Below are 20,315 nucleotides of genomic sequence, written 5' to 3'. Positions count from 1 at the left end.
TAGATCACTCCGCTTCCGTTGGCAAGTCTGGAATCATGCCGGACATTCTAGCCCCTGACTCCCTCAAGCCTTCAGACAATAACGCTTGTCCCTGACCTTCTGGTAGTTCTAGAATCTCTTCTAGCGCCTTGGAAGTCGGATAGCCCATTGCAATTAGCTTTTGATAGTAAGTGATTTTCTCGTCAGTTGACTGGAACGCACCGTCTCTAAAATCCACACCAATATCACTGAACTTAGGAATCGCGCCTTTGTATACACCAAGCGCGTTGCCAAGCTCACAGACAGAAACGACCAGCTCTTTGATAAACTTCTCGACTTCCGTTATCTGCATAGACCGGCTTTGATACGTCTGTGTATTTTCCGCCACGATCTCGGTAGCGGTCTTTGTGCTGCGACCATCGAAATAAAACGTGCCAGCAGAAAGACCCGTCTCCATCTCAAGCGTCTTGAAGTGGTGGTTAATCGTCTCGATGTATGCTGTTGAGCGGATTTCTGACGTTAAATCTTTGATGGTGTAATCATCCAACCCGCCACTTGGAATCTTTTGGAAGACATCTTCGGTATCATCAAAAAATAGCTTGATGTTGCCTTGTTCGTCCATTTGGCTGTTCAGCAAATGCTCGCTAACCAAAACTCGGCGCTTACCTTTCGTGATTTCTTGATCGTACTGATCAAACGTGCGGTTGATGCGGTCTAGCGTGTCCTTACAGTTGTCGCAGACACCAAGACCCAGATTAGAGTATGGATTGATGTTGTTAAACCCAGACGGCTTGAGGTACGCGAATAATGGACGAGTCAACCCGTCGATGATCGTTTCAGGTTGTAAGTCCTCGTAAACTTCCGATAGCGGTACTAGAATGCCAACGATGTTCGACTGCTCTGAACGATATAACTCGTTAGTAATGATATAGCGCCCGTTCTGCCACTCGTGAAACTCAATCAGCGTGTAGTAGATGTTCTTGTCGCCAACCGTCTTGGTCGTCCGAAAGGTCAGCGCACACTCACTAATATTATTAGTATTTGAATGCAACGGGTAAAACGCATCTGGCAACGCCCAGCTAAACTCAATCTGGTTTTGTGCTGCATCATAATACGGACGGCAAGCCAAACCACCAATAGCAAACATCGGCTCAAGATACTTCGAAAAGTTTTTCTTGAAGTCGTTATGCTCAAATACATCATTGATAAAGCCGCTAAGCTCCGTATCTGTTTTGTTACCAACCGTTATCTCACACTGCTCGTTAAAGACGACGGTCGCATACTTGTTCGCGACTTTCTTCATCATGTTAATGGTGCCGGGCTTGCGCTGCACTTCCTTGCCGTTGCTGTTCTTGTATTTGATAGCCGGATAAACGCCTTCATAGCGCGCCAGGCTATCCTTGATACGCGCATACTCTTTACTATCGCCAGCAATTTTCGGATGATCTAACACACTTGATAGATTCTGTTTCACGCCGATGGTGACCGCCCCCTTTCTAAAGATATTCTTGATTCTGTCAATGATGTTCAACTATTCCTCACCTCCTAGACCTTAAGCCCCCATTGTGCCGCCATGGTCAATACTAGATACATAAACGCATCTACCGTGTGATCATCAATTTTAATCACTTTAGGGTCATCGCTATTGAGTGTTTTCTCGTCCCACTGGTAGCGCCTGTGTTCGTCTACAAACACCTCATTGGCGCTGGTGTTGAGATAATAAAAACGACCCTGTGCTAATAAGTCCTGCACAAAGTCAATCATGATTACTTTCTTTTTCTTGTTAACCGTTTGGAGATTAATCTGGAAGTCCAGATAGTATTGGTTCCTTAGCGCACCTTCTGCGCTATCAATCAGGCGTATTTGGATAGGCACACGCCACTTCCCTGATGTTCCCTTGATAAATGCATTCAGCTCCTTAGAAAGCTCACTAGGCGCTTTCTTGACCGTCTTGCCGGCCGGGCTGTAGTAATAGGTATCAAGCAAGATAACGTTCCGTTTGTTTGTATAGCCCACGCACAAAACGGTGGTAGCTGATACTTGGTGCCCGCTATCTATCGTGTAGTGCAGACCTGTTATCCGCTCGCCTTGTTGCAACTTGTCAATGCCCTCAAGTGGTTGAAGGAGTTCGGCGTTGTAGATGTTGGTTCCAAGGCCAACCGGCTCACCCAGATATAAATAGCGGTAGTAATCAAAATCGTTTTCTTTAATCCGATTTATCAGCGTTAGCATCTGGTCAGTAACGAATCCCAGCACGTCGTTTAGATAGCTTGATTCATGGACCAAATAGGATGGGTCCTTCTTCTTATCTTCTGCCCACTTGTTAATCCATGAGTAAGGGTTGCGAGGCGGGTTATAGGACCAGAAGAAACGCACGAAGTCAGCATCAGGATGTACTTGTCGCATGAACGTGGTGTTTGATTGGTCAAACTCTTCTGCGTTTTTGAACTCGGCGGCCTCTTCATACCAAACAGCGATGATGTCATTAATATCGTTGGACTTTAGCTTTTGAAAGTCGTCTTGTCCGTAGAAATAAAACGTTGAGCCAGTCTTTCGATGCGTAATCTTAAACGGTGATACTGTTGTGTCGAACTGGTCCATGAGGTGGAACTTTTTGAGTGCCCACTGAATCTTGTTAAAGACTGAATCCCGAATGGTATTCCCGACTTTACGAATGATAACGACGTTAGCTCTGCTTTTGCGGTTGAGATATGGAATCAGCAGTGACACCAGCAGTAATGCGATAACCGAAGATTTAAACGAGTTACGTCCGCCTTTTAAGATATTGTATGGCTTACTTGCTTTCCAGACCTCTTTAAAGTGAGGATTGACGTTTTTCGTTACGTCCATCGTTTTAGATGATTGCATTTTAGCCATCGCGATCACTCCATGGGTCAATCACAATGATAGGACCGTCAGCTCCATCTCCATCATCAGGTGTAGTGGAACGCAGCTTCTTAATTTGAGCCGTCATCAGTTCGATTTTCTTACGTCTTTCGTCGTTTTCTGCAGCGATGCTAACAAACTGTTTAAGCATATTAGTCAAAGCGAGCATCGCCCTTGATTGTGCGTTCAGGAAGTTCGCCTGCTTATCCCAAGCGTACTGATATTGGCGACTTTCTGAAATCTTCAAAGGCTTGCCATCTTTATCAGCATATTCAAGGCTAAAGCTAACGCTGGTATAGTCGGAGGTTGTATCATATTCATCTTGTACATTCATGATTTTCTGCGAACGGATAATGGCTGTATACTGAATCATGATATTATTCCAAAGAATATCAGCTGGGTCCGATGTGTAAAGCTCTGTAATGATATCTTTCGTTTCTTCTGGCAACCAGTTAGCAAAAAGCCCATGACTAACAGCGTTCTTATTCCCAAAAGGAGGAGCACCGCCAGAATTGCCTTTTGCGTTCTGATTTCCCTTCATCGAATCGTAACGCTCTTTTTCATTCGGAGCGCTCCGTTTCGTTTCACTATCCCATTTATCCTCTGACTTCCATTTACGGATGGTTGAAGCGGACACTCCTAACTCGTCAGCAATTTCCTTTAAAGGCTTTTCCTTGTTGGATTCTATCCAGATTCGATAGGCCTCGTCCCGCATTGGATTTCGTTTTCGTGCCACATTTTCACCACCTCGCTAACTGTGTTTGTTTTGTAAATTTATGTACTAAAAAAGACCGCCGAAGCGATCTAAAACATGCAACCGCCGAATTACCGCATGACGATTTACCAGTCCCAGCTAGTTTCAAAAGGAGGAGTGGCGGTTGCTATGTACAGCGACGACCGACTTTCTTGACAAATGAAACGAAATAAGGAGTTAACTTTTTCAGCTCCATTCTGTTTGGTTTTCGGTCGCCGCTATCTGATTTTTGTGAGGAACGATGAGGAGGGAGCTCCCTCCGTTCTGTAGTTAGAATAGTGTGAGTAGCCTAATCAGACGTCCCTCGTTATATTAGCCGGCCGAAGGCTAAAGTGTGAGCAATAGTTTTAGTTGAGTCTTTGCCTGGCCGGGTTATATACTAATTTCATAATACTATTTTACCTAGAGAAAACCGCTAATTAGCCTAGTTTATCCCTATCTTATCCCTATTTTTCATAAGCTAATAATTGCCCTTCGCCATAAGCTTCAGCAAAGAAAATCAATGCTTCGGATTTCAACTTTTCGATATTCTTTGTACTGTAAAAAAACTCTTCCCTAACGCCGAGTTCATTCACTCGATACCCTTTTAATTTTGCAGCGATTTCGTTAATAGAATGTTTTTCTTTCTCGCAATAGCTCAACCGAAGAATAGTAGCGTATTTATTCGGTAGACTTTCAATCACACGATTGATTTCTTTCACTCGTTTATGATTACCCATACGATCCTTGGTTACACCACCATAGATTTTAATAATGCGATATTCCTCATTATTTCGATTTGACTGGGATTTCGGCATATCAGAATAGGTGATCGCGCCAGTCGTATCGTAATAAGAATCGCTAAATTCAAAACTAGACATGCGTTTCATTGTCCAATATTTTTTTAGTAGTTCCCTAACATTTTCGCGAGTAGTTACCTCATCAATTTTTGGCACTAAGACCATCAATCCCGCCACCCCTTTTGTGTTATAATGTCATTGTCTAGATAACATTACGGCGCCGGGCTGATGGTCTGGTGCTTTTTTTATTTGTGCAGCGCTTCATCGATTCCGCGAGAAATACTGTCAACTATATCTGCAACAGCGTCCCACACAACTGTTACTCCTTTAGCAAGTCCGTCAATAATTGCACTTGCCAATTCATACGCAGCGATCACTTTAGCTTTCAACCGTTTTTCTTCCTGTGCTTTTAGCTTGGCCACGCGTCTGTGTCGGTTGTTCATTTTGCTCCTCCTTGATAACTATCCTTCAGCATATCTCTTAAATAATCTCTGGCTATGTCCCTATTCCGTTCTGCGGTCTTGCTCTGCACATTGTACTCGTCGTTTAACAACGGCACTGTTGCATCTAATACATAGCTTTGACGGATAACCAACTTTTGTCCATTCGGCAAAACGGCATTGACTTCTCGGCCATTTATAATGCTTTGGATATCCGCTTGGGATAACGCTACTGTGTATTTCATTTTCTTCCTCCCTCACTCGATTCCCTAGCTTAACAGTTCGGGGTTTTCGTGGATGTTGCCCAAGACTTCATATTTAACAGGTATGAGCATCCCGTAGCCCATTTTGGTAAAAACATTAAAACCAATATAGTAAGTTTCGTCGCCATAATTTTCTTCGTATTTTTGTTCGCCAAACGAGACAGTTACTTGTACTCCATTAGCTAATACAATATCCCCCTCAAAAATATCCACGCCATTCTTGTCTTGCAGGCCGGTGGATTGCATTATTTCCCACGTTTTACCAAGTTCATTTTCATAATAAACAGGATTAAAATCGTCCATAACCGGACTTAAATACCACATTTCCCCTTCTTCATCAAAACCCAAAGATGCAATCTTAATCCAAAGGTTTTCTTCTTTATCCCACGCTCTAAACTTCGGTATCATCCTTCGCCCTCCTCTGTCAAAATTCCCCATTCCGCAAACGCAGCGAGGACTTGGAATTGTTGCTTTTCTGTTAAGCGATAATAGACATCACTCAATCCAGTAGTGTCAGATTCCGCCTCCATCAGCATTCGGTCAACCGCCTGCATCGGCTCTTTGCCTGCTCTAATATCATAGTAGTTTGACTTGCTATAATAATGCTTAAGAGACTCCAACACTTCCTGCTGATCGTCGGTGAGAGAGGGAGCGCGTAACGCTTCAACTAACCTATTAAATTCCTCGCCAGTATAGGATTTTCCGTCAATAATAATTTTCGCTTCCACAGGCATAAAAGAATTTGCTGTTATTCTCATTCCGCTACCTCCTCAATCATATTCCACATCGCCTAACTCGATATCGTGCCCACAGTTCTGGCACATAATTGCTCCACAATTTCCGTAATAAAGTTCGCCTTCACCGAATGCGCTAGCAAGCTTATCCCAGTCTATTTCAATGTGTTCATCGCACGTCGGACAATCAAGGGAGATGTAGCTTGGCTTGGAGCAAATGACGTAATCTGCTTTATCGGTCATACCTCCTCCACACTCCCCTCTATCAAGACGGCGACTGCCTCGGCTTTGGCACGGTCGGTGAATATATAAGCTTGATTCTTCCAGACAACCCACGCTCGACTAGTTCCGTTGCCAGTGAATTTTTCAAAGAATTTTCCTGCTTCGTGACTGACAACCCACCGCTTAGGCTTGACGGTGTAGCCGTATCTAATAGCATCAGACAAAATATAAAGAGTATCAGACTCTTGGCTCACCCAATCATAAAACTCTCCGCACCATTTCCAATTTTCCGGAATAAACCCATCCGAATCGGTGGCATATTCTACAGCTTGAAACAGGTCATATATGTCGGTCGAATACTTATTAGTTTTTAACCACTCTGCCACAAAATCAGGTACTTCCACCTTCTCGGTTTGCGGTTCGTCAATCTGCTCCAGTGTGTTAATGGCAATATCATAAGTATTCACTCGGATTTCATTCATCAAACCTTTTCTGCTTCCTTCGCCGAAAAAGCTCATGTCACCGATTGCTTTATCGCGCTTCTTCTCTAAAAGTAAGATCGCTTCTCGCTTGTTCATTTTTGGTCCTCCTCAAACTAATCTTCTTGCAATATCGTAAATTACTGGTACCGTCAGTCCACTTCTTCCCTTCAATCGTCCGTAGTACCCTTCTGGGATAGCGATAGACAGTCCTGTGGACACCGTGACCGTCTCGCCTGCGTGAATAGTGATATCCTCATCCGCACAGATATCAAATCCCGCATCAGATTGATGTGCCTTAACCGGCAACACTGCCGTATCTGTTAGTCGTTTTACTTTTAGTTGCATCGTCAGTCCTCCAATTTAATCGCAATTCTTCCACGTTCTGGATGCTTGCTGTTTTCTACACGCTGTCTATGCGCTTTGTACGACATAAATCGCACGCTGTCTGGCGAGATGTTCAGCAACTTCGCGCACTCGTCTGCTGTTCCTATCGCTAATAGTTCGTCGCCTTGGTAAACGGCGTATTCTACTTTGCTCATTTGATTACCTCCATCAGACAACCTTCTGGCGACTCGCCGACAACAACCATCCGTCTTAATTCATGTTCCGGAAAGGCCATACATCGTGCCGCCTGTTTAATGGACCGGTAGTAACGCTCAGCACCTGTTTCAAGGTCCGTAACTTTCAGTTTGATGATTTGACGATCATTCTGGCGTGCCTCTCGTAGGACTTTATAAACAAGCGCTTGTCCGAAATCAGCGTATAGACTTTCAAGTTTCTCACCGTTTTTTCGACGTTCCACAATCTCAACGCGTCCACGTTTCTCAAGACTCTTCTTGTGAGCTTTTCTCTGTCTAAGCAACTCATCCGTCTTTACGTGTTCGGCAAACGTGTACCTGCTCATTCCGTAATCTGGCAACAGCGCTTTCATGACTGCTCCTTCCACGTACGCTTTCTTGAGCTCCTCAATCTGCTCGTCCGTCCATTTGCTTAACGCAGCGCCGGCCTTCTTTTCGTTCCGGCGTTCTTCAAGCTCGGGATCAGCAACAAGCATTCGGACATGATTAAGCGCCACTTTCCATTTATTCGCGATCGTTGTCATGCCAATATTTTCGGCGTAATCTTCACGAATCCCAGCGATCACTTCTGGTGTATACTCAACACCTTTGTTTTCTTCTTCAAGCGTTGGTATGCGCACGCCTTCGACGATTCCAGCGCACTTTCTAGCTTTATCAATCCGTTCGGGATCGCTAAGAAAGCCGTCACCGGTTAATTCGAGTATCATGCGCCAAGCTGTTTTTTGTTCTGGTGTTTTTTCCTTTCTCAACTTCTGCACCTCACAACTCAAAAATTTCAATCTCAATCCGCGGGTTCAACGAGTACAGCTTCTGCGCGCTCGTAACCGCTATCTGTCCATCATCTTTAAAAAGCAAGCCGTTGGAACAGTCCCAAATGGCCTTCAAATAATTATCAAGGTCGGGTCTCTTCTCAACGTAGATAGCCTCGTTTTTCAAAGGCTGTGCCATTTTCTTGACGCTGCTAACGCTCTTAGGCGGACGGATATAGAACGTCACTAGAAAGGCAATAGCGCCCTTCTCGATGATGTCTGGCCTCTGGCTTTTCAAGAGATAGCCCGCCCGCTGTTTCCAAGCCGTCATATCCCTTTTTTCGTATGCTCGCCCGTTGCCAAATCGTGGGCGAGACTGTGGTTTTGGTTCGATGTTTAGCACGTAGCGCATTTACTCATCATCCTTCAAAAATTCCGCCATCTTACGGTCTAACTCGGCTTCTAACGCTGGGTCAGCCGATTCTGTCGGTGCTAATGCGTTCCAGTCGGGGACTGTTTCCGTTTTGTATGGTTTGCCGTAGTTGGATTGCGGTTTCTGTTGGTGTTTATTGTTTTCGTGGCGTACATCATCCGCTGCAACTTCCTCCATGCTCGTGATGTTGCGCTTAGCCCAAGATTTCATGATTCCTTGTGCGTAGCGATAGCTCTTCTGCTCGAAAGCTGCACGCTTCATCGCCTCGCAGACCACTTCAACCCCTAGATCGTTTACCCAATGTTCGATGTCCTCGGACGCTACTGGATTCATTACCCCGAAAGATTGCTGGTAAAGCAAATAGGGGTTCAGGTCAGCAGTGGCTGCCGCAGGCTCAGGTTGTGCCACGGGCACACCTTGCTCTGCTGATGCTGTTGCTGGTTCTGTGTTGGTTATATGCTGATGCTGTGCTGGTTGCGATATCGTATCGATACCGTATCCATACCCTATCGATATACTATCTTTTTTAGGTTTTGCAGTTTTGATAGGGTATTCTAAAAGTTGACACTTCTTGATGACTTCTGATTCAAATTCAAGTGTCTTGATCTCCCGTAGTTCTTTATCAATTACGGCAGCCACTTTGGGAGATCGTGCTGAATTGTATTTCAGCCAGTTCACAATCATCAACTCTTCCGGCTTTTCATTAAAGACGATCCGGCCTTCGCTAACGAGGAACTTGATATGACTGTCGACTTGCTCTCGGTTCATGCCGAGCTCAAATTCGGCATACCGTCGATTAAACTCGTAAACGCCGCATTGGGTCGTATAGTCGTTGGTCAACAAGTAAAGATAGAAAAGCTTCTGGTCTTTATCCCACTCACCAACACGACGATCTTTCCAAAATGTGGTGTGTATCTGCCTATATATCGCCATTGTCTTCCTTCAACTCCTCCTTTAACCCAGCAAATCTGCGACTTCGATAAAACTACTTAGCCGCTTGTTTTGTCTGCAATAGGCGCATTTCCCGCAAGAATGCGGTGGCTTTTCGCCCCTTTTTACTGCTAAGATATGCGGCAATAATTCCTCCACGGTGTAAATCTCGAAATCATATCGTGATGGGTGAATTTCAATTGCTGCTATGTCCGGAATTTCTTCCTTGCTCACAGCGAAAATATAGGGCGTGAACTCTTTCTTGTATTGCTTTTCTAGCAAAATTTTATACACGGCCATCTGCAAAATGTAGCCGTATGCTTCTACAAAAGAGACGGTGTGACCATACCGAAGGGAGTAAATGCGCTGATATAAATTTTTGGATGTTTTTAGATCAACGAAATATCCTTTCTCTACATTCAAGCAATCAATTTTTCCCTTCCATTCAGCGCCGAACAGCTCCCCTTCTACAATCGCTTCTTTCTCGCCTTGATAAACAAAGTTAAAGAAATCATCTGATTTTAGGCGGTCAATCATACGGTCAGCAATTTTGTAATCCTTCAAAAGCCCGTATGGTTTACGACTGCTAAACATTTTGGACCGGTTATCTACAATAAAGGCCTCGTGGGCTTTTGGTGATTCAAAGTAGGAATGGACGTAATTGCCAATAAGAAGGGGCTTCTCGTCCCTAATCAGTTCCCATTCGCCTTTCAGCTCTGCTAAAGCAGCAGCTTCACAGTCCATGAAGTTTTTAAACTGGCTGACTGACATAAACTGCCAGTCAGCTTCGTTGCTATAGTAATTCTTGTTGTCCAGTTTCATCGTCTTCATCTGCCTTTGCTTTTACCGTGACCCCGCCAGCAAGTTTTTGGCCTTGCTTTTTGTCAAATTCCTTTTCTATATCGGTTTTTTTCTCTTTTTCGGGTTTGTTTGATACGTTGAAGAAATCTTCTACTTTGCCAACACCATCTTTTAAGCTATTAAAGATATTGCCTAGATCGATTACGTTTCTTTCTGTAAAGGATTCGTATTTGCGTCCGAAACGTTCTTCCAACATTTCTTGGGAGACGTTATATCCATCAAAAAGTTTAAGTATCTTGGCTAGTCTATCTTGCAAAGGTTCGCTATTCTGGTTGTTTAACGTTTTATCCGCTTCCTCTAATGCTTTTTCGAAAATATCAGCGGGTACTACTTCCATAATTGCCGCTCTTAACCTTCTAGCGCCGTAATTAGCAACCAATTCATAAATATCTCGTGGATCAGTTAATTTTTGGACGCCATTTCCTTTTTTTCTGGTATGAGAAACCTTAAAGGTTTTTTCTACAAAAACGTTTGTTTCAAGGTCCCACGCATAGGCCTGCGCCAAAGATTCACCGGGAAACTGTTCAAGCTCACGCACTCCATAAGTCATGTTGCCCCAGTTTTGAGCTACTATCTCTGCCAAACGGATAGACGGACCTGTGATTTGCATTCCACCTCGTGGGTAGGAATATGCGGCTTGTTTGGCGGCGGTAGGGCGTTTCATTGAATCGATAATGCGATTCATCGCTTGAAATTGATTGCGGGGATACTGCTTAGCCATAAAAATCTGCCCTTTAACCCGCTCCATTTCTTTGCTAGATTCGCTACTAGCTACAACGCCCGGATTGTGATTTTGAGCTTCTTGAATGCCAAACTCATTAGCCAATTGATTACTCATGTTTTCTCCTCCTAATTCAATTTCATGCTTTCCAAGTAATGTTCGCCGGTCCCGAGGTATTCCACCTCAAACCAAGCGAGATCGTCTTTTATTTCAGCGAAACTCTTAGCTGTAGCGATGCGGTACTCTTTCCAACGCTTGCCATCTTTATACTCGTAAAAGCTTATCTCGAAAATCTCATCTTCCGGCTGGATCATATTTCCCATCCAGTCCACCGTCGGCTCATAAACATCGAAATCTTCTTCGTCTTCCTCGAAAACTGATGCTGGAAGCCCCCAATTTGGTGTAGTGAGATATTTATCTAAATCTTGACTAAAACTCATGTTTAACATCTCCTTTTCGATGTGTTATAATGAGTTCAGCTTATTTCAGCTGAACAACCTACGACGTTGACCCATCAAGCTTGCCGGCGGATGGGTCTTTTTTGTGCGCTCTCGACCTCGACATCGTCTTTTAGTGTCATTAGTAATAATCCTATTGGTACTGCGATTGTGATCGCCCACTCGATGCTTAAAAACCAAGTGATGATGTCAATCATCAGCCAAGTGACTGCTGCTATTCTTAGTACATATTTCATAACTGCGCCTCCTTTAATAGGTCTACAGCATCTACGTTTAAAGCATTTGCCAGCTTTTCTATCGTGTCCGTGTCTACTACGAAGTCACCATGCCAACCGTTTTTGATTTTGCTAATCGTGCCTACTGAAACACCGCTCATTTCAGCTAATTCCTTGTTTTTCAAAGGTCTTTCTTGTCCCATCAAAATATAAAGATTTCGTGATAATCGAAATGCTAGGCTATTACGCTTTGCCATTGACTACAGCTCCTTCCCAAAATATCCTTCCGCCTTCCAGCGATCCATATACATATCCATCAAATCCATGACCGATATATTAAGCCGCTCGCATAAAGCGAATAGATACTGCTGATTAACGATGCACGCCTCCGCTTGTTCTCTAGCTAGCTCTAATACCAAATCATAAGAAACAGCATCGAACTCTCCTTGCTTGCACAAGACACGCCTAAGTTTTCTATTCCGTTGCATCTCGTCTCGCTCGTCCTCTTCTAGCTCTCGAAGGTCATCAAGATAGCTAAGGTCTAGCTTATAGTCACCATCTAGCGGTCTAGGTAGCCCAAGATAGAAATACCCGATTGTCTGAGCCAACGTACTGTCGTTAGTGACTTCCGCTAGTCTTACCGCATTTTCTGCCGTAACCGGCTTAGGATGGCTTTCTCTGGTCCAATCGGTGATTGTCTGCCCAGTGACAAACATCTCTTTTGCGATGTCCTTTTTCATGATTCCTGTTCGACTTAAAAAGTCATTAATAGGAGCATTCATCACTTTGGACGTTGATTGTGCTCTCATGTCTCCACATCCTTTCTTAGTGTGTAATCTAGTTTTCAACAGCTTCCTTTGCGAGAATGAAGCTAAGCGAAAGCCGCTTCATTGAGTTCGCGCTCTAGTTCTTTTTGGATTTCCTCGACCAACCTATCCAGTTGATCGTCGTTAGCGCATTTGATGATATGCACCAAGCGAGGACGTGCATCGAGTATTAGTTGGACCTTTTCTTGTCGGGTCATTTTGCTACCTCCTTTCTTTTATCACGTTTCGTGATTTCATCATCAAAAAAAATAGTCCAATGAACGCCCATCTTATCAGCAATCATTTTTGCTGTAGTTACGGAAGGTAATCTGTTTCCTTGCTCAAGCTTAGCTACTAGAGAATATGAAATTCCTAGCTTGTCAGCAGCTTCTTCTTGTGTAAGCCCGTTAATCGCTCTCCATTTTTTTAGTTCATTCATTTTCGCACCTCCTTGTCACGTTCTGTGATTATAATATATCATCACCTTTCGTGATAGTCAACACCTAATTGTCGCATTTTGTGATTTTCTTTTTTTTTAGCTTTATAATCACCAGATGTGATAGTACAATCACATTAAAGGAGTGGTCTCATGGAATCTGTAGGCGAACGCATAGCTCGACTTAGAGAAAAGCGCGGAATGTCACAACCGCAGCTTGCAAAAGAACTAAACGTGGCCACCAGCACTATCGGTATGTGGGAAACTGGAAAGCGCGGACTCAAAGACGAAAGTCTACGCAACCTGGCTGACTTCTTCAACGTCTCGACTGACTACCTCCTTGGCCGAACTGACGACAAAGAAAAATCCCCTACCCTAGTTGCTGCTCATTTGGACGACAATCTGACAGAGGAGCAACTGGATGAGGTTAAGAACTTTATTGATTTCATTAAGCAACGGGATCATAGCGGAAAGTAGGTGATACGATGGGCCTTTTTGATTTTTTAAAAAAAGCTACACCTAATAAAAGTAGTAAACCCAAAAAACCAACATACGAAGAGTTGGTGGCTGTAAAATTTATTCTTGAACAAAAAGATCCGAGGATTAAAGACTGTATCCGGCTTATAAATAAAACTACCACTCCTTCTGTTTTCTTTGAGCGCTATAACATGTTAGTTGATGAATTGTCTGAAATTATAAATACAACAGAAAAATATAAGGGATACATTAGTACTCAAGATGATTATGTATTTGATCTTTTTGATGACTATAGCCGAAACAAAGATGCTTACATTTCAAAACTCATTCGTCGAATGGGCGAAAAACTTTCAGACAAAGTTGAAAATCTAACTACTGAAAAGTCAAAGGTTAATAATATCGAAAAATTCAAAGAGTCATTGTACGAATATAAAAACAAATTAAATAGCAGCCATCTAAAACAGATTAATACTATTGTTGGGGTGCTCACTCCTTCGAACTTATTAGATGTACAAAACAAACATCTGCATTTGGCTAATCACGAAGACGACAATTTACAGCTATCGGCAAGCAAGTCTACCGTTGAAAAAGATGTTTATAATCAGTGGACTGTATCTGTTAGCTTTGGCAAATCAACATCAAAGAATTTTGTTAAGGCCATCTATCTAGCTGAAAACTCAGATAGATTTATTACTGATCAAGATGAATCCGGTAACCCTATTTATCAAGCGTTTTTCTTGTCAGAGCATTTTCTTGATTTTCAAGCTTTATATAAAATTGTTGGTTCTTGGAAAAGTACGTTTGTTTTTGTTGATGGTGAACTAATTGATTCAAAATCATTAGGGAAAATAAGTATTTGTTATGGTGATAAGTTAAAATTTCATGACCCTTATTTTTGTTACGGTGCTTCCAACTACACAACTAATCCATTCGGATGTCACAGGCGGATGATTACCCCTTCTCAAACACCGTGGTGGTCATTTGGAGAATTTGACAGAAAGGGAAATTGGATTATCGATAAGAAAGCTATAAAAGAGAAAATAGACTACAAATCAATTCTGTTTAGCAAGTGTCCTGCTTTTAATAAACAGAAAGCTTTGCTTGGCCTGGCTATGCTACCTGATTCAATTTCAAAAAACAATGATATGTGGTACTTCACTTCGACGGGAGTCATGCCTATTGATTACGATAAAATAAATAAATCGATTATCAGCTTGACGGAATGAGGTGCACAAACGATGGACGCAGAAGGCTTAATGTCACAATACCCAGAACTAGAATACAAGTTTGAGCCTCTAATGCCTGAAGTTCAAAAAGGATTGATAATAGATCAAGTCGTCTATCTTAATCCTGACCAGCGTTCTGAGGAACTAACTTGCACGGTAGCTGAGGAGATTTCCCACTACTTGACTAGCTCTGGTGATATCACGGATTTGAAAAAACAAGAAGCAAGAAAACAAGAAGCTAAAGCTAGACGGTTTGCTGCCACTATGCTTATCAAACCTGAGGACTTTATAGAAATCCATAAAGAAGGATTAGATGCGCTTTGGGAGTGTGCGGCGCATCTCGAGGTCACTGAGGAAGTATTAAGAACAGCAATTGCTGAATACTCCAGAAAGTTTCCGAGAGGTCTTACATATGGCGGCTACGTTATGTTTTTTAGGCCTAACGGAACAATAAGTATGCTTCAACCGTTTTAGATAAGATACTTGGCGACAGACTACCTGCCATTAAGTGGGAGCACATTAAACGTTTGGAGGGAAACAGATGAAAAAGATTGTAGGATTGGGACTGGCGTTAGCGATGGCTTTCGGCTTATCAGCTTGCGGGGGAAGCGAAACTGGTAGTTCTGGCTCGGCTAGTTCATCAGCTAAGACTGAAGAAAGTACATCAAAAGCTGTAGAAAGCACAGAAGAAAGTACCGTGGCTAGTAGCGATAAGAGTGAAGAAAGTAAAGCTACTTACAAAGATCGTACATTAACTGCTCCTGACGGAGTTTTGAAAATTACTGGTTTCGAACGCAGTGTAGATTTTGAAGGTAAACCGATGTTTTACGTATTTTTTGATTTAACAAACAATACAGATGAACCACAAAATGTTCAAATGCAATACATGAGTTTTGTTAGTGTTAGCCAAAATACAGGAGCGACAACAGAAGATTTGGATATGGCTATAATGTCTGAGGATCCGCATCAAGATAAAGCAGACATGCTCAACAAAGATATTAATCCAGGAGCCACGATTTCTGCAGCATATACCTATAATTTTGCCGACGAAAACAAACCTGTAACATTTACATTTACTGATACAATGTTTAGCTTTGATGGACCTATTGCTACAGAAGATATTGAAATTCCTAAATAACCAACAAAAAGATCAGGCTTCGGCCTTTTCTTTTTAACTCAAAAACGAACATACATTCGTATTTAAACCTTTAAAATCAACTAATCTACGAAAAGAAGCTTGATTTCAGCACAATTTTTGCTGTTTATCTTATTTTCAAGCCAAAAATCAGAAAGGAAGATGCAACGTGGCTGAACCAAAAATGTTAGCAAAAGGAAAATGGCAATTGCGAACTAGATACCGAGACCCTATCACGAACGAGTGGCGAGAAAAGAAATTTACGGGATCCACAAAAAAAGAAGTTAACGAAGCGAACGTCGCATTTTTGGCAAATGTCAATCAAGGACGTGTTGTAAAAGATATTCGTTTGCTAGATTTTTTTGACACTTGGGTGAGCACTTATAAAGAAGGAAATGTATCATTAGGCAGAATGGAAAAGATTGCGCTTGTCAGGAAGAATTTAGAGGAGTTTTTTGGGAAAAAACAAACGTTAAAAGGTGTAGATAAGATTAAATATCAAAAGTGGATTAATTGGTTAGCTAAGCCCGGCGGCGCAACTGAAAAAGGATTATCAAAAGAGACAGTTTCCAATCGCCACAATATTGCTAAATCCATGTTCCTTGAGGCGATGGACATGACTTACATCTCCATGAACCCCACGCGAAAGGCAACAATCAAAGGAAACAAGCCTGAGCATAAATCTGCACGAACCGTTAGCCATGGTGATCTTGTGCAGTTTACAAAAACTCTGTTGCAGCGCGAAGATACCACAAGTAAGTTTTTAGTCCTAGTCCATATCTATGTAGGACCTCGCTATGGCGAAGTCGCAGCTCTCACTTGGGATGACTTACATCCAGAAAGCGAAATAATCAGCATTAATAAATCGTTTAAATACGACGGTGGCTTAAAACGCTTCGGCCCTCCAAAGTCAGAAGCCGGTGTAAGAGATGTTGATGCCCCTCCTATCTTGTTTTCGCAACTTCGCATGCATAAACGGGCTCAAGCTCAAGAAATGATATCTGGCAAACTAAAAAATCCTAGAAATCTTATTTTTGTAAATACTAAGGACGGATGGCCGATTAGCAACACGGCTGTTAATAAGTACATTAAAGAAACCTGCAATCTCGCTGGGGTCCCTCGCATATCTACTCACTCCTTCCGTCACGCAAAAATTGATGCGATGATTTTAGCTGAGGCCGACCCTGTCTACATGATCTCACAAATCGGACACAAGTCAGTTAGTCAGTCCTACGAGTACGCATCCAACACACAAGAAAATAGAGAAAAAAATAAGGGCAAAGTGATGGATACGATTAAAGATATTATTTGATCAAAAAGACTAAAATTAGGTTTTTTGTGGCAGATTTGTGGCTAAAGCACAAAAAAATAGGAAGGAACCTTGTTATATAAAGGCTCTTTCCTATTTCAATTAAGCCACTTAACGGGCTTGAACCGTTGACCTCATCCTTACCATGGATGCGCTCTACCAACTGAGCTAAAGCGGCGTGTTTGTTATTCTAATGACAAGCACAAATGAAATTATAAGGTATCCCGCAGCCTAAGTCAACACTTTTGCCAGGAAAATTTTACAAAATCCGCAAAAAAATGATTTCGTAAATTTCCCGGAAAAATGGCTACCTTTGTTGGAAAGGATTGGCTCTTTTTTAAGCCTAAAAGTCAAAAAAGAGCCTTTCCCATGACGACGGAATGAAGGCTTGGCAGCCAGCCCCCTTTCGTTTTGTCGCCAATACGTGACTAAGCTATTCCCAAAAGCTGTCGCAACTCAGAAGGTTGTTCGACAAGCCCACTCGCACCAGCTGAAAGCAGTTCTTCCTGGTCGCCAAAGCCCCAAAGAACCCCCACTGGCGTCACTTGATTCTCCAAAGCACCCACCATATCGTGTTGCCGATCGCCAATCATCCAAGCTTGCTTACGATCCACACTACCAGCATTTGCCAAAGCATAAGCCAAGACGTCAGCTTTTGCTACCCGGTGTCCCTCCATATCCGCACCATAAATGCCATCAAAATAAGCTGCCAGCTGAAAATGGCTCAAAATTTGTTTTGCAAATTCTTCTGGTTTGGAAGTGGCTAAGTACACCTTCACTTGCGGATTGGCTGCCAACTGCTGCAACAATTCTGACATTCCATCATAGACCTGTACTTGCAACACAGCCCCCTGCCGATAGTTTTCTCGGTAAAAAGCCACCCCTTGTTTTGCTTCCGCCTCCGTCATTCCCAGTTTAATAAAAGAGTCCTTCAAAGGTGGGCCAATAAAACTGCGCAACACTTTTTCCGCCAATGATGGACGTCCCAGCTTGGTCATGGCGTACTGTACAGAAGCATAAATCCCTTCCGAAGAGTCCACAATCGTTCCATCCAAATCAAAAAATACGCTTTTCATCTCAAAACTCCTTCACTGATCGCTTGCTAGTGATACCTATACTCCCATCAAGGGTTTTCTCTATTATAGCCTGAATTCACTACCGAAAGACAGATTATTTGCCCTCGCCGCGAAAACTCTTTATACTTACTTTTAGTAAGATAAAATAAAAAAACTAACCTACGCAATGTCTAAAACAATCAGATAACAAAAAACTTAGGAGGAAACAAGATGGATACACAAATCAGAGGCATACATCACGTCACCGCGATGACCAGTAATGCCCGGAAAATTTATCGCTTTTTCACTGATCTTCTCGGCTTGCGTCTCATCAAAAAAACCGTCAACCAAGACGATATCGAAACTTATCATTTATACTTTACCGACGATCTAGGGACTGCTGGGACAGACATGACTTTCTTTGATTTTCCAATGATTCCCAAAGGTACTAAGGGAACCAACAGCATCTCCCGCACCTCCTTTCGGGTCCCTTCAGATGCGGCTTTAAAATGGTGGGCGGAACGTTTTGATGCCCATGAAGTTGCTCATGGCCAAATTGGGGAACGTTTCGGTAAAAAATATCTGACGTTTGAAGACTTTGATCAGCAATCCTATCAACTGATCTCAGATGAAAATAACACCGGCGTTGCAGCGGGTACTCCATGGAAAAACAGCAATGTTCCATCTGATATGGCCATCATCGGCTTGGGGCCTGTCTTCATCACCGTTCGTGACACTCAACAGCTCGATCAAGTTTTAGTCGCCGGCTTAGGTTTTGTGAAAAGTGCGACTGCTGCAAATATGTCCCTATATGAAGTCGCCGCAGGAGGCAACGGGGCCTCCCTCATCGTGATTCACGACGAAGACGCCCCCGACGCGCAAGAAGGCTTCGGAAATATCCATCATTTAGCCTTACGGGTGGCAGATAAAGCTGCCTTGGAGTGGTGGATTAAGCGTATCAATCAATTGGCCCTGCCAAACTCCGGCTTTGTTGAACGTTTTTATTTTGCTTCCGAGTATTTCAGAGCCGCTCCCAATGTTCTCTTTGAACTAGCAACAGATGGTCCAGGTTTCTTCCAAGATGAACCTTATGAAACAGCTGGTGAAATCCTATCATTGCCGCCTTTTTTGGAGGACAGACGAGCAGCGATTGAGGAATACGTGATTGAGCTAGATACCTCAGATGCCAACCAAAAACGTCAATAATTTCTGAAGCAACTGATCGGTGGTTCACCATTTAACTAACAGCCACCCCCTCAGTTGTTTCTCATTGTTATTATTAAACACCATGAAATCATCATTTATCGTTCTTCAAAGGAGCCCTCGTATCGATGTATCACTACGCCGCAAAACAATTGAATCAAAGACAGCTTTACAAATTTCTTACCGGCGCAATCGTTCCGCGACCGATTGCTTGGATAACCACTTATAATCCTGAAATCCAGGTGGTAAATCTGGCTCCTTTCAGTTATTTTACCATTCTCAGCAGTCGCGTCCCTTTAGTCATGGTCTCCATCAATCGTAAACCTGATGGCCATCCGAAAGACACGGCCCAGAATCTTTTAAACAGCCCCCAATCCATAATCCAGGTAGTCTCAGAAGACTTGCTTGTCGCCATGAATCAAACCGCCGCAAGCTTACCTGCGACAACCAGCGAGCTGGATCAACTTGGGCTAGCGACTGCTCCTAGTGGGATTCCAAAGCTTCCCGCCTTAGTGGATGCCAAAATCCGGCTCCATGTCACTCACCACCAACACCAACTTTTAACAGATGATTCCGGAAACCCCATGACCGATATTTTTTATCTACGCGTTACGGATTTTTACTTTGCCGATGAGGTTTTTGATCGTGAAAAAGAGTATCTCTTAAATGAGACACTAGCTCCTATCAGTCGGCTAGCGGGAAACGATTATGGTCACTTAGGAAAGGTTGAGAGTTTAAATCGGCCACTGTGATTTGCTATCAACTAAATTCAGAATGGACTTACTTCTCGTGCCTCCTCTGAAAAGTAGCAAGCCTCTCGGGAAAAGGTAAATTTAGCGGCATAGGATTTGCTTGACCATCCCTCTAGTTCTAAAGATACACAATTTAGCCAGTTTGAAACTTATATTTTATATTCCCTTTATTTACGAAGCAGGTGGTCCCTACTGATGAATACTCGCTCAGTAAGGACCACCTGTTTTAATAGAACGCAAAAAAAGAGATAGCAGAGTGGCTGCTATCTCTAAAACTCCGGCAGTAGGACTCGAACCTACGACATCATGATTAACAGTCATGCGCTACTACCAACTGAGCTATGCCGGAATCTTTAAACAGCGTGGCGACGTCCTACTCTCACACCGAGAAACCCGGCACTACAATCGGCGCTAAGAAGCTTAACTTCTGTG

General features: G+C 42.9%; 31 protein-coding genes and 2 tRNA genes. 7 read left to right on the top strand and 26 right to left on the bottom strand.

What is annotated here, in order from left to right; all coding sequences use genetic code 11:
• Positions 1-4: 4 nt before the first annotated feature.
• The 23 genes from ACO03U_RS10930 to ACO03U_RS10820 form a co-directional block, all read right to left on the bottom strand.
• Entirely contained in the window at positions 5-1,510 is a 1,506-nt protein-coding gene (locus tag ACO03U_RS10930) for a phage portal protein (protein ID WP_204687411.1), read from the bottom strand.
• Between the two features lie 14 nt (positions 1,511-1,524).
• Positions 1,525-2,856, bottom strand: a complete 1,332-nt coding sequence (locus tag ACO03U_RS10925) for a PBSX family phage terminase large subunit (protein WP_423104769.1) — start codon at positions 2,854-2,856, stop codon at positions 1,525-1,527.
• Entirely contained in the window at positions 2,849-3,601 is a 753-nt protein-coding gene (gene terS / locus ACO03U_RS10920; protein WP_204687413.1) for a phage terminase small subunit, read from the bottom strand. Before terS ends, ACO03U_RS10925 begins: the two co-directional genes overlap by 8 nt.
• Before the next feature lie 464 nt (positions 3,602-4,065).
• Positions 4,066-4,566 carry an ArpU family phage packaging/lysis transcriptional regulator gene (locus ACO03U_RS10915; protein WP_204687415.1) on the bottom strand — a complete coding sequence of 167 codons (501 nt, stop codon included), beginning with the start codon at positions 4,564-4,566 and terminating at the stop codon, positions 4,066-4,068.
• Between the two features lie 77 nt (positions 4,567-4,643).
• Positions 4,644-4,841 (bottom strand): toxin PIN, encoded by a 198-nt coding sequence (locus ACO03U_RS10910; RefSeq protein ID WP_204687418.1) that lies wholly within the window; start codon positions 4,839-4,841, stop codon positions 4,644-4,646.
• Entirely contained in the window at positions 4,838-5,083 is a 246-nt protein-coding gene (locus ACO03U_RS10905; RefSeq protein WP_204687420.1) for a hypothetical protein, read from the bottom strand. Before ACO03U_RS10905 ends, ACO03U_RS10910 begins: the two co-directional genes overlap by 4 nt.
• 24 nt (positions 5,084-5,107) lie before the next feature.
• Positions 5,108-5,509, bottom strand: coding sequence for a YopX family protein (locus tag ACO03U_RS10900; protein ID WP_204687422.1), 402 nt, complete (start codon positions 5,507-5,509; stop codon positions 5,108-5,110).
• Complete coding sequence (locus ACO03U_RS10895) at positions 5,506-5,859, bottom strand: hypothetical protein (protein WP_204687424.1); 354 nt, start codon at positions 5,857-5,859, stop codon at positions 5,506-5,508. Before ACO03U_RS10895 ends, ACO03U_RS10900 begins: the two co-directional genes overlap by 4 nt.
• Before the next feature lie 12 nt (positions 5,860-5,871).
• Positions 5,872-6,078 (bottom strand): hypothetical protein, encoded by a 207-nt coding sequence (locus ACO03U_RS10890; RefSeq protein WP_204687426.1) that lies wholly within the window; start codon positions 6,076-6,078, stop codon positions 5,872-5,874.
• The gene (locus tag ACO03U_RS10885; RefSeq protein WP_423104765.1) at positions 6,075-6,635 is read right to left on the bottom strand and encodes a DUF1642 domain-containing protein; all 561 of its coding nucleotides are present in this window, start codon (positions 6,633-6,635) and stop codon (positions 6,075-6,077) included. Before ACO03U_RS10885 ends, ACO03U_RS10890 begins: the two co-directional genes overlap by 4 nt.
• Before the next feature lie 12 nt (positions 6,636-6,647).
• Entirely contained in the window at positions 6,648-6,884 is a 237-nt protein-coding gene (locus ACO03U_RS10880; protein ID WP_423104763.1) for a hypothetical protein, read from the bottom strand.
• Positions 6,885-6,886: 2 nt separating this feature from the next.
• On the bottom strand, positions 6,887-7,078 hold the full coding sequence (locus ACO03U_RS10875) for a hypothetical protein (RefSeq protein ID WP_204687428.1): 192 nt from the start codon (positions 7,076-7,078) through the stop codon (positions 6,887-6,889).
• Positions 7,075-7,866, bottom strand: coding sequence for a hypothetical protein (locus ACO03U_RS10870; protein WP_204687430.1), 792 nt, complete (start codon positions 7,864-7,866; stop codon positions 7,075-7,077). The genes ACO03U_RS10875 and ACO03U_RS10870 overlap by 4 nt, the downstream gene beginning before the upstream one ends.
• Before the next feature lie 10 nt (positions 7,867-7,876).
• Positions 7,877-8,278, bottom strand: a complete 402-nt coding sequence (locus ACO03U_RS10865; RefSeq protein WP_204687432.1) for a RusA family crossover junction endodeoxyribonuclease — start codon at positions 8,276-8,278, stop codon at positions 7,877-7,879.
• Complete coding sequence (locus ACO03U_RS10860) at positions 8,279-9,232, bottom strand: DnaD domain-containing protein (protein ID WP_204687434.1); 954 nt, start codon at positions 9,230-9,232, stop codon at positions 8,279-8,281.
• A 21-nt stretch (positions 9,233-9,253) separates the two neighbouring features.
• Complete coding sequence (locus ACO03U_RS10855) at positions 9,254-10,060, bottom strand: PD-(D/E)XK nuclease-like domain-containing protein (RefSeq protein ID WP_204687436.1); 807 nt, start codon at positions 10,058-10,060, stop codon at positions 9,254-9,256.
• Positions 10,023-10,928, bottom strand: a complete 906-nt coding sequence (locus ACO03U_RS10850) for a hypothetical protein (RefSeq protein ID WP_204687438.1) — start codon at positions 10,926-10,928, stop codon at positions 10,023-10,025. The genes ACO03U_RS10855 and ACO03U_RS10850 overlap by 38 nt, the downstream gene beginning before the upstream one ends.
• An 11-nt stretch (positions 10,929-10,939) precedes the next feature.
• Complete coding sequence (locus ACO03U_RS10845) at positions 10,940-11,251, bottom strand: hypothetical protein (protein ID WP_204687440.1); 312 nt, start codon at positions 11,249-11,251, stop codon at positions 10,940-10,942.
• Positions 11,252-11,325: 74 nt separating this feature from the next.
• A complete protein-coding gene (locus ACO03U_RS10840; protein ID WP_204687442.1) occupies positions 11,326-11,505 on the bottom strand; it encodes a hypothetical protein in 180 nt (59 codons plus the stop codon).
• Complete coding sequence (locus tag ACO03U_RS10835) at positions 11,502-11,741, bottom strand: helix-turn-helix domain-containing protein (protein ID WP_204687444.1); 240 nt, start codon at positions 11,739-11,741, stop codon at positions 11,502-11,504. The genes ACO03U_RS10840 and ACO03U_RS10835 overlap by 4 nt, the downstream gene beginning before the upstream one ends.
• Positions 11,742-11,744: 3 nt before the next feature.
• Positions 11,745-12,224, bottom strand: a complete 480-nt coding sequence (locus ACO03U_RS10830) for a hypothetical protein (RefSeq protein ID WP_204687446.1) — start codon at positions 12,222-12,224, stop codon at positions 11,745-11,747.
• Positions 12,225-12,355: 131 nt separating this feature from the next.
• Positions 12,356-12,508: a hypothetical protein gene (locus ACO03U_RS10825; protein WP_204687448.1), complete on the bottom strand. Its 153-nt coding sequence runs from the start codon at positions 12,506-12,508 to the stop codon at positions 12,356-12,358.
• Positions 12,505-12,729: a helix-turn-helix transcriptional regulator gene (locus tag ACO03U_RS10820; protein WP_204687450.1), complete on the bottom strand. Its 225-nt coding sequence runs from the start codon at positions 12,727-12,729 to the stop codon at positions 12,505-12,507. Before ACO03U_RS10820 ends, ACO03U_RS10825 begins: the two co-directional genes overlap by 4 nt.
• A 150-nt stretch (positions 12,730-12,879) precedes the next feature.
• On the opposite strand from ACO03U_RS10820, the gene ACO03U_RS10815 reads away from it, so the two are divergent.
• From ACO03U_RS10815 to ACO03U_RS10795, 5 genes are all read left to right on the top strand, one after another.
• Positions 12,880-13,203: a helix-turn-helix domain-containing protein gene (locus ACO03U_RS10815; RefSeq protein WP_204687452.1), complete on the top strand. Its 324-nt coding sequence runs from the start codon at positions 12,880-12,882 to the stop codon at positions 13,201-13,203.
• 8 nt (positions 13,204-13,211) lie between these two features.
• Positions 13,212-14,429 (top strand): hypothetical protein, encoded by a 1,218-nt coding sequence (locus ACO03U_RS10810; RefSeq protein ID WP_204687454.1) that lies wholly within the window; start codon positions 13,212-13,214, stop codon positions 14,427-14,429.
• A gap of 12 nt (positions 14,430-14,441) precedes the next feature.
• Positions 14,442-14,903 carry an ImmA/IrrE family metallo-endopeptidase gene (locus ACO03U_RS10805; protein WP_204687456.1) on the top strand — a complete coding sequence of 154 codons (462 nt, stop codon included), beginning with the start codon at positions 14,442-14,444 and terminating at the stop codon, positions 14,901-14,903.
• A 67-nt stretch (positions 14,904-14,970) separates the two neighbouring features.
• Positions 14,971-15,567, top strand: coding sequence for a DUF5067 domain-containing protein (locus ACO03U_RS10800; protein ID WP_423104756.1), 597 nt, complete (start codon positions 14,971-14,973; stop codon positions 15,565-15,567).
• A gap of 166 nt (positions 15,568-15,733) precedes the next feature.
• Positions 15,734-16,876, top strand: coding sequence for a tyrosine-type recombinase/integrase (locus ACO03U_RS10795; protein ID WP_204687458.1), 1,143 nt, complete (start codon positions 15,734-15,736; stop codon positions 16,874-16,876).
• Positions 16,877-16,978: 102 nt separating this feature from the next.
• On the opposite strand, the gene ACO03U_RS10790 is transcribed toward ACO03U_RS10795, so the two are convergent.
• Both ACO03U_RS10790 and ACO03U_RS10785 read right to left on the bottom strand, forming a co-directional pair.
• Positions 16,979-17,051: transfer RNA gene (locus ACO03U_RS10790), tRNA-Thr, on the bottom strand.
• A gap of 250 nt (positions 17,052-17,301) precedes the next feature.
• Positions 17,302-17,949, bottom strand: a complete 648-nt coding sequence (locus tag ACO03U_RS10785; RefSeq protein WP_204687460.1) for an HAD hydrolase-like protein — start codon at positions 17,947-17,949, stop codon at positions 17,302-17,304.
• A 210-nt stretch (positions 17,950-18,159) separates the two neighbouring features.
• Between ACO03U_RS10785 and ACO03U_RS10780 the strand changes: the two genes are divergently transcribed.
• Positions 18,160-19,134 (top strand): ring-cleaving dioxygenase, encoded by a 975-nt coding sequence (locus tag ACO03U_RS10780; RefSeq protein WP_204687462.1) that lies wholly within the window; start codon positions 18,160-18,162, stop codon positions 19,132-19,134.
• 125 nt (positions 19,135-19,259) lie between these two features.
• On the top strand, positions 19,260-19,883 hold the full coding sequence (locus ACO03U_RS10775; RefSeq protein WP_204687464.1) for a flavin reductase family protein: 624 nt from the start codon (positions 19,260-19,262) through the stop codon (positions 19,881-19,883).
• A gap of 275 nt (positions 19,884-20,158) precedes the next feature.
• On the opposite strand, the gene ACO03U_RS10770 is transcribed toward ACO03U_RS10775, so the two are convergent.
• Positions 20,159-20,232: transfer RNA gene (locus ACO03U_RS10770), tRNA-Asn, on the bottom strand.
• Between the last annotated feature and the right edge of the window lie 83 nt (positions 20,233-20,315).

Origin of the sequence: Enterococcus diestrammenae, from assembly GCF_049384045.1 — a bacterium.
Taxonomy (GTDB): Bacteria; Bacillota; Bacilli; order Lactobacillales; family Enterococcaceae; genus Enterococcus_C; species Enterococcus_C diestrammenae.
The sequence above is the reverse complement of the archived record's forward strand: the minus strand, read 5'-3'. Positions and strand labels throughout refer to the sequence as shown.

What these genes read in the sequence shown, in the direction of transcription:
- ACO03U_RS10810 (WP_204687454.1), top strand. Translation starts at nt 13,212, where the DNA reads ATGGGCCTTTTTGATTTTTTAAAAAAAGCTACACCTAATAAAAGTAGT.
- ACO03U_RS10905 (WP_204687420.1), bottom strand. Translation starts at nt 5,083, where the DNA reads ATGAAATACACAGTAGCGTTATCCCAAGCGGATATCCAAAGCATTATA.
- ACO03U_RS10800 (WP_423104756.1), top strand. Translation starts at nt 14,971, where the DNA reads ATGAAAAAGATTGTAGGATTGGGACTGGCGTTAGCGATGGCTTTCGGC.
- ACO03U_RS10890 (WP_204687426.1), bottom strand. Translation starts at nt 6,078, where the DNA reads ATGACCGATAAAGCAGATTACGTCATTTGCTCCAAGCCAAGCTACATC.
- ACO03U_RS10875 (WP_204687428.1), bottom strand. Translation starts at nt 7,078, where the DNA reads ATGAGCAAAGTAGAATACGCCGTTTACCAAGGCGACGAACTATTAGCG.
- ACO03U_RS10910 (WP_204687418.1), bottom strand. Translation starts at nt 4,841, where the DNA reads ATGAACAACCGACACAGACGCGTGGCCAAGCTAAAAGCACAGGAAGAA.
- ACO03U_RS10835 (WP_204687444.1), bottom strand. Translation starts at nt 11,741, where the DNA reads ATGGCAAAGCGTAATAGCCTAGCATTTCGATTATCACGAAATCTTTAT.
- ACO03U_RS10805 (WP_204687456.1), top strand. Translation starts at nt 14,442, where the DNA reads ATGGACGCAGAAGGCTTAATGTCACAATACCCAGAACTAGAATACAAG.
- ACO03U_RS10855 (WP_204687436.1), bottom strand. Translation starts at nt 10,060, where the DNA reads ATGAAGACGATGAAACTGGACAACAAGAATTACTATAGCAACGAAGCT.
- ACO03U_RS10820 (WP_204687450.1), bottom strand. Translation starts at nt 12,729, where the DNA reads ATGAATGAACTAAAAAAATGGAGAGCGATTAACGGGCTTACACAAGAA.
- ACO03U_RS10885 (WP_423104765.1), bottom strand. Translation starts at nt 6,635, where the DNA reads ATGAACAAGCGAGAAGCGATCTTACTTTTAGAGAAGAAGCGCGATAAA.
- ACO03U_RS10895 (WP_204687424.1), bottom strand. Translation starts at nt 5,859, where the DNA reads ATGAGAATAACAGCAAATTCTTTTATGCCTGTGGAAGCGAAAATTATT.
- ACO03U_RS10785 (WP_204687460.1), bottom strand. Translation starts at nt 17,949, where the DNA reads ATGAAAAGCGTATTTTTTGATTTGGATGGAACGATTGTGGACTCTTCG.
- ACO03U_RS10865 (WP_204687432.1), bottom strand. Translation starts at nt 8,278, where the DNA reads ATGCGCTACGTGCTAAACATCGAACCAAAACCACAGTCTCGCCCACGA.
- ACO03U_RS10850 (WP_204687438.1), bottom strand. Translation starts at nt 10,928, where the DNA reads ATGAGTAATCAATTGGCTAATGAGTTTGGCATTCAAGAAGCTCAAAAT.
- ACO03U_RS10840 (WP_204687442.1), bottom strand. Translation starts at nt 11,505, where the DNA reads ATGAAATATGTACTAAGAATAGCAGCAGTCACTTGGCTGATGATTGAC.
- ACO03U_RS10830 (WP_204687446.1), bottom strand. Translation starts at nt 12,224, where the DNA reads ATGAAAAAGGACATCGCAAAAGAGATGTTTGTCACTGGGCAGACAATC.
- ACO03U_RS10860 (WP_204687434.1), bottom strand. Translation starts at nt 9,232, where the DNA reads ATGGCGATATATAGGCAGATACACACCACATTTTGGAAAGATCGTCGT.
- ACO03U_RS10900 (WP_204687422.1), bottom strand. Translation starts at nt 5,509, where the DNA reads ATGATACCGAAGTTTAGAGCGTGGGATAAAGAAGAAAACCTTTGGATT.
- ACO03U_RS10775 (WP_204687464.1), top strand. Translation starts at nt 19,260, where the DNA reads ATGTATCACTACGCCGCAAAACAATTGAATCAAAGACAGCTTTACAAA.
- ACO03U_RS10845 (WP_204687440.1), bottom strand. Translation starts at nt 11,251, where the DNA reads ATGAGTTTTAGTCAAGATTTAGATAAATATCTCACTACACCAAATTGG.
- ACO03U_RS10815 (WP_204687452.1), top strand. Translation starts at nt 12,880, where the DNA reads ATGGAATCTGTAGGCGAACGCATAGCTCGACTTAGAGAAAAGCGCGGA.
- ACO03U_RS10925 (WP_423104769.1), bottom strand. Translation starts at nt 2,856, where the DNA reads ATGGCTAAAATGCAATCATCTAAAACGATGGACGTAACGAAAAACGTC.
- ACO03U_RS10825 (WP_204687448.1), bottom strand. Translation starts at nt 12,508, where the DNA reads ATGACCCGACAAGAAAAGGTCCAACTAATACTCGATGCACGTCCTCGC.
- ACO03U_RS10780 (WP_204687462.1), top strand. Translation starts at nt 18,160, where the DNA reads ATGGATACACAAATCAGAGGCATACATCACGTCACCGCGATGACCAGT.
- ACO03U_RS10880 (WP_423104763.1), bottom strand. Translation starts at nt 6,884, where the DNA reads ATGCAACTAAAAGTAAAACGACTAACAGATACGGCAGTGTTGCCGGTT.